Source organism: Mesorhizobium sp. M0571, from assembly GCF_040320985.1.
Lineage (GTDB): Bacteria > Pseudomonadota > Alphaproteobacteria > Rhizobiales > Rhizobiaceae > Mesorhizobium.
The window spans coordinates 79,801-95,906 of sequence record NZ_JAMYQT010000001.1 but is presented as its reverse complement, the minus strand read 5'-3'; the positions used below and the strand labels follow the sequence as shown (position 1 = coordinate 95,906).

Here is a 16,106-nt window from a genome sequence, read left to right as displayed (position 1 = left end):
CTTCAGGCTGACGGCGTGTCTTGTCATTTCGTCACCAGCTTCCCGAGGAGCCGCCGCCACCGGACGAACCGCCGCCACCGGAAAACCCGCCACCACTTGAACCCGACGACCATCCCCCGCCGGAGCCGCCCGACCAGCCGCCGGAAGACCGCCGGCTGGGTTCGAAGGTCATGCCGAGCCAACGATAGCGGCCGGGACCGATCTTCTGTCCGAAGATCGGCGGCAGGATGGAGGCAGCGAGGCCGCCGAAAAAGATGATTGCCCAGATGCCGATGAAGATGGTGAAGAACAGATCGTCGCTGTTGAACGGCGGCTGCTGGTTGCGTTCGCCGCGCGCCTCCAGCTCTTCGGGATTGCCTTCCAGCACCATGATCATGTCATCGACGGCCTTGCTGATGCCGCCGGAGAAATCGCCGGCACGGAAGGCCGGCACCATGTCGTTTTCGATGATCAGCTTGGTGTGCAGGTCGGTCAGCGTGCCTTCCAGCCCATAGCCGACCTCGATGCGCATCTTGCGGTCGTTCGGTGCCACCAGAAGCAGGACGCCGTTGTTCTCTTTCGCCTGGCCGAGTTTCCAGGCGCGGAACAGCCGGTTGGCGTAGGGCTCGATCTCCTCGCCGTCGAGGCTGGGAATGGTTGCGACGACGATTTGGTCCGAACCTTTTGCCTCGAAATCGGCAAGCTTCTGCGTCAGCGCCGCCTTGGTCGCGGCATCGATGATGCCGGCATTGTCGACGACCCGTCCGGTCAGCGCCGGCAATTCGGCGGCCAACGCGCTGAGTGGGAGGAAGAGGAGGCTTAAAATGGCGAGTAGAAATGCCAGGCTGGCACTCCGTCGCGCCCCCCTCTGTCCTGCCGGACATCTCCCCCACGAGGGGGGAGATCGCCCGTTACGACCGCTTTCGCCAACTCTCAAAGGTGGTGATTGGCCGCCTTCGCAAGAACTGCCAATCTCCCCCCTTGTGGGGGAGATGTCCGACAGGACAGAGGGGGGCGCGACGGAGTGCAAGGCCAGCAGGGACCAGGCTCGTTATGCGTTCTTCACCCGCCCTGCTGCGTGCCGAAATCGACCTTCGGCGTCTGCATCTTGTCTTCCTCGATGGTGAAATTCGCAAACGGCTGGTTGCCGCGGAACCACAAGGTCGCCCAGATCACCGATGGGAAGGTCCTCAGCGTCAGATTGTACTCCCTCACCGCCTGGATGTAGTCGCGGCGAGCAACTGCGATGCGGTTCTCGGTGCCTTCGAGTTGTGCCTGCAGCGCCAGAAAGTTCTGATTGGCTTTGAGATCGGGATAGTTCTCCACCACCGCCAGCAGCCGCGACAGCGCGCTGGTCAGGCCGGCCTGGCTGTCTTGGAATTTTTTGAACGCTTCCGGATTGTTCAGCGTTTCCGGCGTCACGGTCACCTGCGTCGCCTTGGCGCGCGCCTCCACCACGGCATCGAGCGTATCCTTCTCGTGCGCGGCGTAGCCCTTGACCGTGTTGACCAGATTGGGGATGAGATCGGCGCGGCGCTGGTATTGATTCAACACCTCGCTCCATGCGGCCTTGGCGTTCTCCTCAGCCGTCGGGATGGTGTTGTAGCCGCAGCCGGCAAGCAGCGGCAGCATACCGGCCATCACCAGGAACGCTGCTAAATTACGGAAAGCGGGCGGTGAAGAAAGGCGCTGGGCAAGCATCATAAGGTCCCCTCGATAGCGTTGGCAGGCGAAGCATTACCACAATCCTTGGGTAAGAAAATGACTTCGGCCGAGAAGCGTTACTGGTTGTCTACCATTCGCCGTCAGGCCCTGTGACAGACGGGGCGAACGGGTTAAGCTCGGCATGAAACGGGACAGCACCATGGCGCAACGCCACGACAACGACAGCGAATCGCGCCGCATCATCGAACGGGTGGCGCGCGAGACCGACCCGGGCGGCACCTCGTTCCTCGCGCGTACCGTCAGGGGCGCGCGAGACCACGTCACCGCAACCGATACCGACCGGTCGGATCCGATCGAATATTGGGGCACCCGTATTGGTCGGGCGGCGGGCTTGCTTATTGCCATCGGCCTGTTGATCTGGCTCGTGCTTTTCGTCACCAGGGGCAGCTAGGAAAATCAATGAGCGCCGAAAAAACCGACGCGCCGCGCGCGGTCATCGTCGTCTCCAGCCATGTCGCCCGCGGCTCGGTCGGCAACCGCGCTGCCGTCTTTGCGCTGGAGACGCTGGGGTTTCCGGTTTGGGCGGTGCCGACCGTCATCCTGCCCTGGCATCCGGGCCATGGCCGGGCGACCCGCATCGTGCCGCCGCTGGACCAGTTCGAGGCGCTGATGGCCGACCTCGAGCGCGCGCCATGGCTTGGCGAGGTCGGCGCCGTGCTGTCCGGCTATCTCGGCGAGGCTGGCCAGGCCGAAGCCGTCGCTTCGCTGGTCGGTGCGGTCAAGGCGAAGACGCCGGACGCCCTCTATATCTGCGACCCCGTGATGGGCGATTCGGGCGGGCTCTACGTACCGGAGCCGACCGCTATCGCCATGCGCGACCGGCTGATGCCGATCGCCGATATCGCCACGCCCAACCGCTACGAGCTGGAATGGATGGCCGGAGCGCCGCTGCCTGACCTGAAATCGGCAATGGCTGCAGCCCTGCAAGCCGGGCCACCGACCATGCTGGTCACTTCGGCACCGGCGATGATGGCCGGCGGCATCGGCAATTTGCTGCTCAACGGCAGAGAGGCGCTGCTTGCCGAACACCGCCTGATCGAGAAGCCGCCGAATGGGCTCGGCGACCTGACGGCGGCCGTCTACCTAGCGCGCATCCTGTCCGGCCAGCCGGCCGCCAAGGCGCTGCAATCGACCACGGCGGCTGTCTACGAGATTCTGGCGCGCACCGCCAAGCGCGGCGGCGACGAATTGCAGCTCGAGACCGATGCCCAGAGCCTGTCGCACCCGATGGCGATGGTGCAGCTTCGCCATCTCCTGCATCCGGGACGGGACCGCCGGGCGTGACGCTGGCCGAAGACGCCGTGCCCCAGGATGATGCGCCCCAGAATGTTATGCCCAAGGATGTTGCGCTTATCGGGGTCGACGGTTGCAAGGCCGGCTGGATAGCCGTCCGTCGCGATCCCGGTGCCGTACCATCGGCAGCCGTTTTCCCAAGTTTCGCAGCGTTGCTCGACCAGCTACCCGCCAATGCGATCGTGGCGGTCGATATGCCGATCGGCCTGCCTGATTTCTCGCAAAGAGGCGGTCGCGGCCCGGAGGCGCTGGTGCGGCCGCTTCTCGGTGCCCGGCAGTCCAGTGTCTTTGTCATCCCCTCCCGCGCCGCGCTCTACGCCGAGATGGAAGCCTTCACCACGGTCGAAGCCTGGTACGCCGCACATCGCAAGGCCAGCGAGGTGGCCAAGACAACCTCCGATCCGCCGCGTGGCGTCTCGATCCAGGCCTTCGGCATCTTCGCCAAGATCCGCGAGATCGATTCGCTGCTGATCGGCCGGCCCGAATTGCGCAGCCGCGTCTTCGAATCGCATCCGGAAGTCGCCTTCTGCAGGCTGAACGGCGACCGGGCGATGCGCTTGCCGAAGAAGATTAGGGGCAGCGTCAATCCAGCCGGCATGACCGAACGCAAGGCGCTGCTTGTCGGGCATGGTTATGGCCAGGATTTTCTCGACCGGCCGCCGCCGCGCGGTGCAGCCGCCGACGATTTCCTCGATGCCGCGGCGATGATGCTGATTGCCGGCCGCATCGCCAGAGGCGAGGCAATGCCGTTTCCGGATCCGCCGCTCGCCGATCGTTTCGGCATTCCCGTCGCCATCTGGGCCTGAGAATCACGGCCAACGTTTTGGGCGACATGCGTCAGGAGCGTGATCTGAGCGCCTCGTTGAGCGCCCACATATCCTTCTCCTCGGGCGCGGTCTCCAATCCGAGCACGGGAATTTGCTTGCGCAAATGGTCGTGGTGGGTGCGCACGCCATATTCGAGATCGGAAAGGTAAAAACCCCCAAAGGCTTCGGACAGCATGGATTCGTTAGACCATATCGAAAGCTGCACATCCTCGGCCAGCGTGTCGCGGTCGATGCGGTAGGATAGGTAGCGGGCAGCCGCCTGCTCCCTGGTCTCGTCGCGATAGCGGTAGATGGCGCCGCGCAGCAGCGTCTCACCCGTCGACAGCGGGAACTCCTGATAGAACTGCACCGATTCGGGCATGATCGACAGCGCGTTGTTCGGGAAGATGCCATAGTAGATCCAGGCCTTGCGCAGGTGCTCCGGCAAGTGCTTCGCCTCGGGTGCGAGCTTGATGTATTGCGCGACGCTCCAGCGCCGTCCGGCATGCGGGTTGTAGGTGGCAAACGAGCGCGACACGCCGTTGACGAACGGCTCGTCGAAATAGGTCGCGCCGTAAAGATCCTGCAGCGCCGGATGCGCCATGGCGACGTGGTAGCCTTCATTGTCGACGTCGCGCACCGACTTCCAGTTGACCGGCGTCTTTTGGGTCCAGATGCCCCAGGACGGCACCATCTCGGCCACACCGTAATGGGCAATCTCGGCTTCGATCGGCTTCAACAGCTCGGCCACGGATGGCTGAGGGCCACCCTTGCGGAAACGGATGAAGATGAAGCCCATCCAGATTTCGAGCTCGAGCGGCATCAGGCCGAATTCGGTCTTGTCGAGGTCCGGGAAGGAACGCGGGCGGGCAGCACCGCGCAGCGTGCCGTCGAGATTGTAGACCCAGCCATGGAAAGGGCAGACCAGCGCATTCTTGCAAGTGCCCTGGCTGTCGGCGACGACGCGACTGCCGCGGTGGCGGCACATATTGTTGAAGGCACGCACCACGCCATCCTTGCCGCGCACGATCAGCGCCCGCTCGCCAACCACATCCATCGTCAGATAGTCGCCGGCGTTCGGCACGTCCGAGACATGGCCAGCAATCTGCCAGTGGTTGCGGAAGACGTGCTCTTTCTCGAGTTCGAGCAAGGCGTCGGAATGATAACTCCAGCCCGGCAGCCCCCGCCGATCCCAATCGTTGGGGATTGCCACGTCGCGCAGATGCGGGTTCATAAAAGACTCGTTATTTATTGAATACTCGTTCAATAAATAAAGATTTTCCATTGAAATGCAATGGCTTGCGAAAATAAGGCGAATTCCTGACGTGAAATCGCGCGGTATGTGTGAGCCGAACCCGAATGGTCGAGGCTGGGAAAATCCCGGGAAATCCGGACGTTAATCCCCTTACGCTTGTTGAGCGCCCGGCCCTCCGTGGACCTGGAAAGGCGACGTGAATCCGGTGCCGTGGATAGCGGGAAACGAGCGCTGAATGCCACCGGTGCGGCCAGCTACCATGATCAGTTTGCCCCGGAATGGCCGCGGGCCTGGTTTCATGCCGGTTACACAATCGTTAATCCATCATCGTTGGCCCGTTACAAGGTGCGATTAAGTTCGTTTCAACAGGGAAAAGAAGAACACCGAAGGAACCGACGATGCATACGAAAACCCAGATCACCGATAACGACCATCGCCTGCAGGGCCCGCAGCGCAACGACCGGCGCCCGAAGCTGGCGCTGCGCCAGCGCGCCAGTGATCATCCGATGGCGATGTTCATGCTGCTGGCCGCCACCGCATTTGCCGGCATGGCGTTCACGCCGACGGTCGGTCCGGCCTTCGCCTCGCTGAACCCGCCGGCCAACCTCATCGACGGCGCGACGACCACGACCAAGACGGCGCGCCTGCCGATCCCGGACATCGATTTTGCCTGCAAGGGTCAGGCCTGGGGCGCCGAGAGCCTGGACTGCCTGCGCGCCATCGCTGCCCAGTCAGGCAGGGCCCGGCCGGTCCGTATGATCGCCAATGCAGCCCCGCTGGCCGACACGCCGAACGTTTTTTGATCTTTTCGCGAGCGCCCTCCAGCACTCCAGTCAGGCTCCCGCCGCAATGTCGGCCGGGAGCCTTTTTTCTTCCTTTTTGTCTCTCTGAGAGTCTAGCCGCCCGAAGCCGCCTGCTCGGCAATGGCCGAAAGCACGCCGCGCACGTCCAGCGTGCTGAACGGTTTTTCCAGGATTTGCGGCCGCTGCGGCGCCGGCAGCGCCTCGATCTCGCCTTTCGCGCCGATCAGGTCGCCGGTGACCAGCACGAAGCGCCGCGCCAGATCCGGCATTTCGGCAAGCAGCTCGCGATAGGCGGCTATGCCGCTGGTGCCGGGCATGCGCAAATCGGAAAACACGATGTCAGGCTGTATGTGGCCGCTCAGGGTCGCGGCGGCCGAGACCCAGGCCGGCACGATCCGCGACTTGATGCCCATCAGCTCCAGGATGTCGGAGAGCGACGCCGCGACATCCGGCTCATCGTCTATGATCAGCGCGTGACGCAAGCCGCTCGACCGCGACGGACTGTCGCCGGCGGCGGCCGCGCCGGCGGAGATCGCCGGCAGCTGCACGACAAAACGCGCGCCCCTCGGCAAAACCTCCTCGAACCAGATATTGCCATTGTGCCGCTCGATGATCGATTTGGAGATCGACAGGCCGATGCCGGTGCCGACGCCGACCGGCTTGGTGGTGAAATAGGATTCGAATATGCGTGAGCGTATCGCTTCCGGCACGCCCGGCCCGTTGTCCTCGACCGAGAATCCGGGGTTGCCGCGGTCGCTGCGAAACGTCCGGACCTTGATCCGCCGATCGCCGGCAATGCCGGCCAAGGCGTGCTGGCTGTTGATGAGGAAGTTGGCTGCCACCTGCGTCACGTGGTCGGCATCCGCCATGGCCAGCAGCGGGCCGCCGGCGAAATCGGTATCGATGATGATGCCGCTTGATCGCGCGCCATAGGCGGTCACTTCGAGTGCCGCGCGGATCACCTGATTGAGGTCGGTCTCGGCCTGTGCCGTCGGGTGCAGGCGGACCATCGACAGGAAGCTTTTGACGATACGGCCGCAGCGCTCGGCAGCGGCGCGCACCTTTTCGGCGCGCACCTTGGTCTGCGGATCGGCGGCGAATTCATGCAGCAGCGTCGACTGGGCGACGACCACGGCCAGCGGGTTGTTGAGCTCGTGCGAAACGCCGGCAAGCAGCGAGCCCATCGCCGCCATCTTCTCGTTCTGGTGCAGTTTTTCGCGCTGGCGGTTGATTTCCTCCTCGGCGCGCAATCTGTCGCGCAGGTCGCGGATGGAGCCGAAGATCAGATGGCGATCCGCGACCCGCATCTCGGTTGCCGTCAGTTCGATCGGAAAAACCTCGCCGGCGGCGTTCTGGGTGACCGTTTCGAGCCGTTGGCCGACCATCGGCGCGCCGCGGCCCGACATGTATTCGGCGCCCGACGCATAGCCCTTGCGGTAATATTCCGGCACGACCGTATCGAGCAGGTCCTTGCCGAGGATGTCGCTGCGCTGATAGCCGAACATCTTCTCGGCAGCCGGATTGAATTCGATAATCGAGCCGGTCTCGTCGATGACGATGATGGCGTCGAGCGAGGCCTGCAGCATGGTGCGGCGAATGACTTCGCTGGCATGCGCGTCGGAGGGCGACCGTTCGATGGCATCGCCGATGGCGAGTGCCACGATGTGCAGCGCCGCCTCTTCCTCATCCGTCCATTCGCGTTCGTTGACGCAGTCGTTGACCGCCAGCGTGCCCCACAGGTTACCGTGCGAAAAGACCGACACCGACAGGAACGACTTGATATTCTGCTTTTCGAAATCGGTCCGCAGAAAGCCTTCGAGATCGCGTGTGTGCCCGGCGAAGATCTTGCCTTGGCGTTCGTCTTCCGCCAGCTGTTCCAGCAACGGGTCCGAATCGACGACCGACTGCATGATCACCGTAGGTGACGCCAGTTCGCCGCCAAACCGGGGGGCGATCCAATAAGCGGCGACCGACTGGGCGAAGCCCTGGCCGGGCAGCTCGCGCAGGCGAAACAGGATGCCACGGTGACAATCCATGGCTTCGCAGAGCGTTTGGAGGATACCCTCCATCTCGTGCTGCCAGTCGCCGGCTTGGCGCAGCCGGCGAACCACATGCACGGCCGCCATCGCCGCGCCCTGTATTTCCGCCCGTGCTGTTTCAGCGGTCATGGTCAGCCGTCATTTCCTGGCCGTGGCTTGCTCAAGCCGCCGGGCCTTAGTTATTTTCGCCGGCCGGCAGCGAGAAGATATAGCCTTCGCCGCGCACCGTGCGCAGGAATTTCGGATTGGCCGGGTCCGCTTCGATCTTCTTTCTCAGCCGCATGATGCGGATGTCGACGGCGCGGGACGATTCCGGGTCCTCGACGAAACCGATCGCCTCGGAGATCGCCGCCCGCGTCAACAGCCGGTTGGCGCGCGTCAGGAACACCTCCAGCACGTCGAACTCGCTCTTGGCCATGTTGATGACCGCGCCGTTGGCACCGGTGACGAGCCTGCCGTCGAGATCGGCGTGAAAGGGTCCGAAGCTCACGGACCGGCGTCCGCCGGATGTTTCGGCCTTGGCCTTTTGTGGCTCGGTCGGCTCCGGAACGCGGCGCAGCACGCTGCGCACCCTGGCCAGCACTTCGCGCAATTCGTAGGGCTTGACGATGTAGTCGTCGGCGCCGAGCTCCAGTCCCACGATGCGGTCGAGCGCGGTACCGGCGGCGGTCGCATAGATAATGCCGATCGGCATTTTCGACCGCATCCAGCGGCCGAGCGACAAGCCGTCCTCGCCCGGCATGGCGATGTCGAGAATGGCCAGATGGAAGGACTGCGTTTCCAAAAGGTCTCGCGCCGCCGCCGCACTTTCGGCCGTGGCCACATCATAGCCGCTGGCGCCGAGATACTCGGCGACCGCGTCCCTCAGGTCGGGCTCGTCCTCGACAATGACAATTCGTGCCCGCACGATGCTTTCGCTCCCGCTTTCAGCGGAAAGTAGATTGGGTATAAACATGATGTCCAGCACTCTTCTTGGGTTGCCGTATGCGGGGTAGAAAAACATGGCTGCACGATCCGTCATCGCGCTTGTTTCCGTCGCTGAAGTAATTGCGACCGATCTCGCCGATCATCTCAAGCGACGCGGTCATGACGTCCGCGCGGCGCGACGGCCGTGGGAAGCCGAATCGCTGCTTTCGGAAAAGGGCATCGATGTCGTGGTTGTCGGCGACAGCGTCAGCCAGGCGGAGGGGCGCGACCTGCTCAGGCGCCATGGCGGCGAAGGTGGACCGGATTTCATCCTGATCTGCCGCCCGGCCGATCTGGTCGACAAGGTGCTGGCGCTCGAGCTCGGCGCCGCCGACGTCGTCGAAAGCCCGCTCAATGTCAGGGAGCTCGCCGCCCGCGTCGGCGGCCTTCTGGCGCGGCGCGGCAGGAGCGCCGGAGAATTGATCGTGCTGGAGAACGCGACCGTCGATCTTCGATCGGCCATCGTCATGCACCGCTCGGGCACGGAAGAACAGCTTTCGCCCGGGCAGGTGGCGCTGCTCAGGCTGTTCCTGGCCAGCCCGCGCAAGGTGCTGACGCGCGACGACATCATCGCCGCCGCGCCCGCCGAAAATGCCGAAGCCTTCGACCGGTCGATCGATTCGCGCATCGTGCGGCTGCGCCGCAAGCTCGATACCGAAACCATCACCACCATACGGGGTGCGGGTTACCGGTTCGATCCGCCGACGCAATTCGCCGATTGAATGCAGGACAGCCACCCTTTTGTTTTGAGCATCGGATTTTCCCAAAACCGGTTTCCACTTTTGGGGTCCGATGCTCTTTCCTCAGCGCACCACGAGAAGCGACGGGCCTGACGGCATTTCACTGTTCGTGCTGAACTCGCCGGCATGGGCACGTTCCTTCAGCAGCACGGTGGCGAGGCCGGCAATGCCGAGCAGGCCCTGCACGTAGAGCAGGGCAGAAAGCACGGAAGCGGCGAATTTCGTTTTCATCCTGTTCGTTCCTCAAAATTGGGATTTGCGGGCGCTTCAGGGGAACCCCCGAAGCGCCCGCGCCGCCAGCGGAGCCCCCCGTTGCGGCGCGGGCCTTCGGTCCTCTCGGCAGCAAGTTGCCGGAGGCGCCGCGCATCCTCAACAGCCCGAAGCCGCCCCCGCCAGAGGGCCTTGAGCCGGTCGATGCGCAGGCTGGAAACTATCCAGACCAATTTAGACCGTAGCGAAAACAGTGTTGGCTTCCGATCGTTCGGTGCCGGCTGTTTTCGTTAGGTCAACTTTGCCCGTGTGCTGTATCCGGATCATGCCGCCGAGGCCGCGCTTTGTTGCAGCTCGGTTTCGGAGTCAGGTGAATTCCTCTCAAACGAAAGGCAACCGCGTATTCGTGCCGCGGCTCGGCCGATCTCCTTGTGAAAAGCCGATCCCTTTTTGCAAACATTGCACCGTCCTAATTGTATCGCGCGACTGGAAGCCGCTTTGCGCGGACTCTTTTTGTTAGCCAGAGGAAACACAATCGAAACAGAAACGCGCATCTAGCGAAATCGGCGCGAAACATGACGCCCCGATAAGCCGGTTATCGAATTGGAGCCGGCCCCGGCCGGCAGAATAGGGGAGACATCATGTACACTGCCATTTCCGCCAAGCTCATCAACGTCACCGCCGCAATCATCACCGGTGCTGCCTTGCTTTTCGGGGCCGGCAGCGGCGCAGCCCACGCCGCCGCCAACAAGATCGTTGCGCGTGTGTCGCTGTCGCAGCAGACAATGGAAATACTGGTCGACGGCCGGCCGACATTCGCCTGGAAAGGCTCGACCGGCGACAGGACGCACGTCACGCCCACCGGTTCGTTCAAGCCGACCCGCATGCATGAAATGTGGTATTCGAAGAAATACGACAACGCCCCGATGCCGCATTCGGTGTTCTTCAGCGGCGGCTACGCCGTACATGCGACAAGCGCCATCAAGCGCCTCGGCCAGCCGGCCTCGCATGGCTGCGTGCGTCTGCATCCGGACAATGCCGCCGATTTCTACCAGCTCGTCGAGGTCTTCGGCCCGACCAACACCAGCATCGTCATCGTCAAGTGAGCGATGCTTCTCTCGTCGCTCCCAAAAAAGGCCGGAAATCCGGCCTTCCTTATTAGCATAATATTAGTACAATCTAATCGGGCATCACCGGCATCAGCTTCGGATCCGGCTTTTCGGCGTGATGCGGCAGGTCTTTGCTGGCGATGAAGGTGTAGAACATCGGCACCACGAACAGCGTGAACATGGTTCCGACCAGGATGCCGGTGAAGATCACCAAGCCCATCGAATAGCGTGCCGCGGCACCGGCGCCGCTGGAGATGATCAGCGGCACCACGCCAAGCGCCATCGCCGCCGTCGTCATCAGGATCGGCCGCAGCCGCACCTTGGCCGAGGCGATGATCGCGTCGCGCCGCCGCATGCCGTGCATTTCACGCTGCTGGTTGGCGAACTCGACCAGAAGGATGCCATGCTTGGTGATCAGGCCGATCAGCGTGATCAAGCCGACCTGCGTGTAGATGTTGAGCGTGCCGAGCCCGACATTAAGCGGCACGATCGCGCCGAAGATCGACAGCGGCACCGCCATCATGATGATCAGCGGGTCGCGGAAGCTTTCGAACTGCGCCGCCAGCACCAGATAGATGACCAGCACCGCCGCCGCGAAAGCGATGATGATCGTGTAGCCCTGTTCCTTCTCCTGCCGCGATTGACCGGTATAGTCGATGAAGAAGGTGTCGGGCAGGCTTTGCTTGGCAATGTCCTCGATCGCCTGTAGCCCATCCCCGGTAGTGATGCCGGGCCGCGGCAAGGCAGAGATCGTCGCGGAGTTGAGCTGGTTGAACTGCTCGATGGCGGCCGGCGACGCGTTGGTCGAGATCTTCACCACCGCCGAAAGCGGCACCATCTCGCCCGACACGCTACGCACAAAATACTCGCCCAGCTTTTCAGGGTTGTCGCGGAATTGCTGCGGCACCTGCGGAATGATGTCGTAGCTGTTGGATTCGCGGTCGAATTGCGCCACTTCGGCGCCACCGACCAAAAGCGTCAGCGTTCGGCCGATGTCGGCGATCGGCAGGTTGAGCGCGGCGGCGCGATCGCGGTCGATCGTCACCGTCACTTGCGGCGCGTCGAATGTCATCGAATTCTGCACGACGATAAAGCGGCCGGAGGCCTGCGCCTTGTTCTTTATGTCTTCGGCCGCCTCGTACACCTGGGAGGCGTCGCCGGTCGAGCGCACGACCATGGTGATCGGCAGGCCACCGCCGGAGCCGGGCAGCGTCGGCGGTGCGAAAACGAAAGCTTCGACGCCGGCCACCTTGCTGAGGCGGCCCGTGATGTCTTGCTGGATTTCCTTCGAGCTGCGCGCGCGGTCGGCCCAGTCCTTGAACGCAAAGCCGACGAAGGCGCTGTTCGTCTGGCCGCCGCCGAAGGCGACCGCCGAGAACTGTGCCCGCGTCTCAGGCAGATCCTTGACCAGGCCGAGTATCTGATTGACGTAGGTCTCCGTATAGTCCGACGTCGCATAGCGCGGCGCGGTCACCAGCGAAAGCAAGAACCCCTGGTCTTCTTCCGGCGCCAGCTCGCTCGAGGTCTTGGTGAACATGAAACCGGTCGTGGCGACCAGCGCCAGGACGATCATCAGCGTCACCGGGCGATATTTCAACGAGCCGGTGACGAGCCGCTCATAGATGTGTTCGACGCGCCCGAACGTATTGTCGACAACGCGCTGGAAGCGGCTGTGCGAGCCGGCCGTCAAGATACGTGCCGACATCATCGGTGTGATGGTGAGGGCGACGACACCCGACAGCACCACAGAGCCGGCAAGCGTCACCGCGAATTCGCGAAACAATGCGCCGGTCAGGCCGCCGGTGAAGGCCAGCGGCGCGAACACGGCGGCCAGTGTAATCGTCATGGCGACGACGGCGGACGAGATCTCGCGCATGCCGTTGAAGGCCGCCTGCATCGGCGACAAACCATCTTCCTCCATGTGGCGGTGGATATTTTCCACCACCACGATGGCGTCGTCGACGACGAGCCCGATCGCCAGCACCATGGCCAGCAACGACAACAGGTTGATCGAATAGCCCACCGAAAACAGCAGGAAACAGACGCCGATCAGCGACAGCGGAATGGTCACGATCGGCATCAGCACCGAGCGGAACGAGCCGAGGAAGAGCAGGATGACGACGATGACGATGGCGACCGCCTCGCCGATGGTCTTGAACACCTCCTCGATCGACGCACTGATCTGCTCGGTTGAATCGTAGACGATCTCTATCGTCATACCGAGCGGCAGCGTCTCCTGGATGGTCGGCACGATCTTGTGGATTGCCGCCGCAGTGGTCAGCGGATTAGCGGCCGGCGTCGGGAAAATGGCGAGAAAGATGCCGGGCTTGCCGTTGAAGCTCACCCTGGTGTCGGTGTTCGCCGCGGCGAGCTCGACGCGCGCCACGTCGCGCAATCTCACCACATTGCCGTCCTTCGAACGGAGCGGAAGGGCGGCGAAAGCCTCCGGCGTCTGCAGCGTCGAGCGCACGGTGATCGAGGAAGCCACATACTCGTTTTCGGTATCGCCGGGCGCGGAGAGGAAATTCGATGCGTTGATGGCGGTCAGCACTTCCGCCGCCGTCACGCCGCGCGCCGCCAGCTTGATCGGGTCGATCCAGACGCGCATCGAATATTCGGCGGCGCCGAATATCTGCACGTCGGCGACACCTTCGACCGTAGACATGCGTGGCCGCACGACGCGCTCGATATATTCGGTGAGCTGTTCCGGCGTCATGTTCGGGTTCTGCATCGAGATGTACATCATCGCGAACTGCTGGCCGGTGCCCTTGATGATCACCGGGTCTTTGGCGTCGTCCGGCAGGTCGCCGCGCACGCCTTGTACCTTCGACAGGACTTCGTTCAGCGCGACGTCGGGGTCGGAACCGAGTTTCATCTGCACCGTCACGGTGCTGGATGACGGCCGGCTCGCCGACGTGACATAATCGATGTTTTCGGTCGAGGCGACGGCACGCGCGATCGGAGCGGAAATGAACCCCTGGATCAGGTCGGCGCTGGCGCCGGGATAGGCCGTGGTGATCGTGATGGCCGTTTCTTCAACTTCTGGATATTGCCGGATCGAAAGGTTGAAGATGCCCTGGAAACCAAGAAGCAGGATCATCATAGCGAGCACGGTCGAAAGGACCGGGCGGCGGATGAAGAGGTCGGAAAAGCTCATTACTGGGCTGCCTGCTGGTTTGCCGGCTTGGTCGGGTCGATCGTGTTGTCGACGGCAACGGACATGCCGTTCGAGAGCCGGTTCTGGCCGGCGGTAACGACTTCGTCGCCTGGCGCGATGCCTTGCAGTATCTCGACCAGGCCGGCGTTGCGGCGGCCTGGCTTGACGAACACCTGAGCGAGCACGAGCTGCGGCTTCTGTTCTTCCGCTGTCGGTTTGGCCGGGGTAGCAGCCGGCTTTTCTTCGGGTTTTGCCGCGGGCGCTTCGGCAGCGGGCTTGGCAGCATCTGCGGCGGGCTTTTCTTCCGGCTTTGCCTCGGGAGCCGCGCCGTTGGTTTCGGCGGATTTGGCCGGGCGCACCACGAAGACGAAGTCACCGTACAGGCTTGAGGTCAGGGCGGTCTGCGGCAGCGCCAGCACGTTCTTGTCCTCGGGCAGTTCGACGCGCACCTGGACGAACTGGCCGGGCGTCAGCTTGCCTTCCGGATTGGCGACCTCCGCCCTCACCGTCACCAGCCGGCTCGTCGGATCGATCTTCGGATCGATACCGCGAATGCTGCCGGCGAACGGCATGTCGCCGCCGCCAATGCCCAGCCGCACCGTCTGTCCGATCTTCAGCTGCGGAAGCTGCTGCTCCGGAACCGTAAAATCGACACGCATCGTATCCATGTCCTGCAAGGTCACCACGGCGGTACCAGGTGTGAGATACTGGCCAAGGTCGATTTTCGGAATACCCACGGTGCCCTTGAAAGGAGCCGTTAGCTGCTTTTGATCGAGCACCGCTTGCAGCTTGTTTACCTGCGCGGCGGAGACCGACGCCGCTGCCTGCGCCGTGTCGAGTGTAGCGTCGGTGCCGACGCCGCGCTTCTGCAGCTCAAGAGCGCGCGTCAGCGTCGTCTGGTCGGATGTGGCTTGCGCCTTTGACGCCACGAGGTCGGCTCGCTCGACGGCATCGTCGAGCTGCAGCAGCACGGCGTTGGCGGCGACCTTCTGATTGGCATGGAAAAGGATGTCCTTGACGATGCCCGCAGTTTCGACCGTCAGGTCGACGCCGCGTACGGCACTGACCGTACCGATCGCCTCGATGCCAGGCGTCCAGGACATCGGTTTGACGATGACCGTCGACACGGTCGCGGCCGGCGGCTTCATGGTGGCGAAAAACTGTTTGATCGCATTGTCGCGAAACAGGTTGAAGCCGACGATGCCGCCGCAGACCAGCACGAGCAGAATGAAGGCGATGATGAAGCGCTTGATCACGAACAGTCCCCTCGGCCACGGCCCAGCATAACGGTCGGATGACCGGAACACATACCTGTGACTGGTCCCAATTTCAAATGACGGCGATCTTACTGTACCGTCTGGACGGTCTTGTCAATTCCGCCTAAGCTAATGAATGGGGAACGAATGATGAAGGTCCGCAGAGCAAATTCGCGCGAGAAAATTCTCGCCGCCGCCGCCGACGTGGCGCGCGAGACGGGTCCTGGCAGCCTGTCGCTGGATGCGGTCGCCAGCCGTGCCGGCGTGTCGAAAGGCGGCCTCCTCTACAATTTTCCGACCAAGGCGAAGCTGATGCAGGCGCTGGTCGAGGACTACCTGCGCGAGTTCCAACAGGCGCTGGAGTCCGCTCGCACGAGCGGCGTCAGCGGCGAAAGCCCGCTTGCAGCCTATGTCAGGCTTTCGGCCGATCGTGCCGAGGAGTCGAAACCGTCGGCCTCCTGGATCTTTTCGGCGATCGCCGAAGATCCTGATTTCCTGACGCCGATAAAATCGTTCAGGCGGCAGGTTTTCGAGCGGCTGAAGGGCGAGACGCCGGACCTCAAGGCGCTGCTGGTCTGCTATCTCGCCATCGAAGGGCTTCGCAGCATGAACCTGTTCGGTTCGGATATTCTCTCCGCCGATGAGCGCCGGCTGCTGATATCGTCCCTGCTGGAGATCGCGGGATAGGCGAGGGTTGCCTTCGCCGGGGTTCAGTTGCTCCGACTGTCGGGACGTCAGTTTGCTTCGATTGCCCCGTTTGCGTCACCT

The 16,106-nt window shown here is 63.0% G+C and carries 15 protein-coding genes; 7 read left to right on the top strand and 8 right to left on the bottom strand.

The features are described 5' to 3' along the window. Positions 1-31 precede the first annotated feature (31 nt). Positions 32-823, bottom strand: coding sequence for a TPM domain-containing protein (locus NKI85_RS00490; RefSeq protein WP_352523069.1), 792 nt, complete (start codon positions 821-823; stop codon positions 32-34). Positions 824-1,041: 218 nt separating this feature from the next. After that, positions 1,042-1,680, bottom strand: coding sequence for a LemA family protein (locus NKI85_RS00485; protein ID WP_352523070.1), 639 nt, complete (start codon positions 1,678-1,680; stop codon positions 1,042-1,044). A 163-nt stretch (positions 1,681-1,843) separates the two neighbouring features. Here NKI85_RS00485 and NKI85_RS00480 point away from each other — a divergent pair, with 163 nt between their 5' ends. Genes NKI85_RS00480 through NKI85_RS00470 form a run of 3 tightly spaced genes read left to right on the top strand, consistent with a single transcriptional unit; the run spans position 1,844 to position 3,803 of the window. Next, entirely contained in the window at positions 1,844-2,095 is a 252-nt protein-coding gene (locus NKI85_RS00480) for a hypothetical protein (protein ID WP_352522991.1), read from the top strand. 8 nt (positions 2,096-2,103) lie between these two features. Beyond that, the gene (pdxY, locus tag NKI85_RS00475) at positions 2,104-2,988 is read left to right on the top strand and encodes a pyridoxal kinase PdxY (RefSeq protein ID WP_352522992.1); all 885 of its coding nucleotides are present in this window, start codon (positions 2,104-2,106) and stop codon (positions 2,986-2,988) included. Positions 2,989-3,035: 47 nt separating this feature from the next. Next, entirely contained in the window at positions 3,036-3,803 is a 768-nt protein-coding gene (locus tag NKI85_RS00470) for a DUF429 domain-containing protein (protein WP_352775589.1), read from the top strand. Positions 3,804-3,834: 31 nt separating this feature from the next. Here the strand turns inward: NKI85_RS00470 and NKI85_RS00465 are convergent, their stop codons facing one another. Continuing rightward, complete coding sequence (locus NKI85_RS00465; protein ID WP_352522993.1) at positions 3,835-5,037, bottom strand: aromatic ring-hydroxylating oxygenase subunit alpha; 1,203 nt, start codon at positions 5,035-5,037, stop codon at positions 3,835-3,837. A gap of 419 nt (positions 5,038-5,456) precedes the next feature. On the opposite strand from NKI85_RS00465, the gene NKI85_RS00460 reads away from it, so the two are divergent. Beyond that, on the top strand, positions 5,457-5,861 hold the full coding sequence (locus NKI85_RS00460; protein WP_352522994.1) for a hypothetical protein: 405 nt from the start codon (positions 5,457-5,459) through the stop codon (positions 5,859-5,861). A gap of 92 nt (positions 5,862-5,953) precedes the next feature. Here the strand turns inward: NKI85_RS00460 and NKI85_RS00455 are convergent, their stop codons facing one another. Together NKI85_RS00455 and NKI85_RS00450 are read right to left on the bottom strand one after the other, a co-directional pair. After that, a complete protein-coding gene (locus tag NKI85_RS00455) occupies positions 5,954-8,029 on the bottom strand; it encodes a PAS domain S-box protein (RefSeq protein ID WP_352775143.1) in 2,076 nt (691 codons plus the stop codon). Positions 8,030-8,075: 46 nt separating this feature from the next. Continuing rightward, positions 8,076-8,855, bottom strand: coding sequence for a response regulator (locus NKI85_RS00450; RefSeq protein ID WP_352775586.1), 780 nt, complete (start codon positions 8,853-8,855; stop codon positions 8,076-8,078). 46 nt (positions 8,856-8,901) lie between these two features. On the opposite strand from NKI85_RS00450, the gene NKI85_RS00445 reads away from it, so the two are divergent. Then, complete coding sequence (locus NKI85_RS00445; protein ID WP_352775140.1) at positions 8,902-9,588, top strand: winged helix-turn-helix domain-containing protein; 687 nt, start codon at positions 8,902-8,904, stop codon at positions 9,586-9,588. Between the two features lie 81 nt (positions 9,589-9,669). Here the strand turns inward: NKI85_RS00445 and NKI85_RS00440 are convergent, their stop codons facing one another. Then, the gene (locus tag NKI85_RS00440) at positions 9,670-9,837 is read right to left on the bottom strand and encodes a hypothetical protein (protein ID WP_352522996.1); all 168 of its coding nucleotides are present in this window, start codon (positions 9,835-9,837) and stop codon (positions 9,670-9,672) included. A gap of 620 nt (positions 9,838-10,457) precedes the next feature. On the opposite strand from NKI85_RS00440, the gene NKI85_RS00435 reads away from it, so the two are divergent. After that, complete coding sequence (locus NKI85_RS00435; protein WP_352775137.1) at positions 10,458-10,922, top strand: L,D-transpeptidase; 465 nt, start codon at positions 10,458-10,460, stop codon at positions 10,920-10,922. Positions 10,923-10,995: 73 nt separating this feature from the next. On the opposite strand, the gene NKI85_RS00430 is transcribed toward NKI85_RS00435, so the two are convergent. Both NKI85_RS00430 and NKI85_RS00425 read right to left on the bottom strand, forming a co-directional pair. Beyond that, positions 10,996-14,082 (bottom strand): efflux RND transporter permease subunit, encoded by a 3,087-nt coding sequence (locus NKI85_RS00430; RefSeq protein ID WP_352775134.1) that lies wholly within the window; start codon positions 14,080-14,082, stop codon positions 10,996-10,998. After that, positions 14,082-15,338 (bottom strand): efflux RND transporter periplasmic adaptor subunit, encoded by a 1,257-nt coding sequence (locus NKI85_RS00425; protein WP_502896000.1) that lies wholly within the window; start codon positions 15,336-15,338, stop codon positions 14,082-14,084. The genes NKI85_RS00430 and NKI85_RS00425 overlap by 1 nt, the downstream gene beginning before the upstream one ends. Positions 15,339-15,488: 150 nt before the next feature. Between NKI85_RS00425 and NKI85_RS00420 the strand changes: the two genes are divergently transcribed. Further along, positions 15,489-16,025 (top strand): TetR/AcrR family transcriptional regulator, encoded by a 537-nt coding sequence (locus NKI85_RS00420; RefSeq protein WP_352775131.1) that lies wholly within the window; start codon positions 15,489-15,491, stop codon positions 16,023-16,025. The last annotated feature ends 81 nt before the right edge of the window (positions 16,026-16,106 follow it).

Bases quoted from the DNA above. Each gene is read 5' to 3' on its own strand.
- NKI85_RS00420 (WP_352775131.1), top strand. From the start codon at position 15,489: ATGAAGGTCCGCAGAGCAAATTCGCGCGAGAAAATTCTCGCCGCCGCC.
- NKI85_RS00485 (WP_352523070.1), bottom strand. From the start codon at position 1,680: ATGCTTGCCCAGCGCCTTTCTTCACCGCCCGCTTTCCGTAATTTAGCA.
- NKI85_RS00455 (WP_352775143.1), bottom strand. From the start codon at position 8,029: ATGACCGCTGAAACAGCACGGGCGGAAATACAGGGCGCGGCGATGGCG.
- NKI85_RS00460 (WP_352522994.1), top strand. From the start codon at position 5,457: ATGCATACGAAAACCCAGATCACCGATAACGACCATCGCCTGCAGGGC.
- NKI85_RS00430 (WP_352775134.1), bottom strand. From the start codon at position 14,082: ATGAGCTTTTCCGACCTCTTCATCCGCCGCCCGGTCCTTTCGACCGTG.
- NKI85_RS00480 (WP_352522991.1), top strand. From the start codon at position 1,844: ATGGCGCAACGCCACGACAACGACAGCGAATCGCGCCGCATCATCGAA.
- NKI85_RS00450 (WP_352775586.1), bottom strand. From the start codon at position 8,855: ATGTTTATACCCAATCTACTTTCCGCTGAAAGCGGGAGCGAAAGCATC.
- NKI85_RS00445 (WP_352775140.1), top strand. From the start codon at position 8,902: ATGGCTGCACGATCCGTCATCGCGCTTGTTTCCGTCGCTGAAGTAATT.
- pdxY (WP_352522992.1), top strand. From the start codon at position 2,104: ATGAGCGCCGAAAAAACCGACGCGCCGCGCGCGGTCATCGTCGTCTCC.
- NKI85_RS00440 (WP_352522996.1), bottom strand. From the start codon at position 9,837: ATGAAAACGAAATTCGCCGCTTCCGTGCTTTCTGCCCTGCTCTACGTG.
- NKI85_RS00470 (WP_352775589.1), top strand. From the start codon at position 3,036: ATGCCCAAGGATGTTGCGCTTATCGGGGTCGACGGTTGCAAGGCCGGC.
- NKI85_RS00465 (WP_352522993.1), bottom strand. From the start codon at position 5,037: ATGAACCCGCATCTGCGCGACGTGGCAATCCCCAACGATTGGGATCGG.
- NKI85_RS00435 (WP_352775137.1), top strand. From the start codon at position 10,458: ATGTACACTGCCATTTCCGCCAAGCTCATCAACGTCACCGCCGCAATC.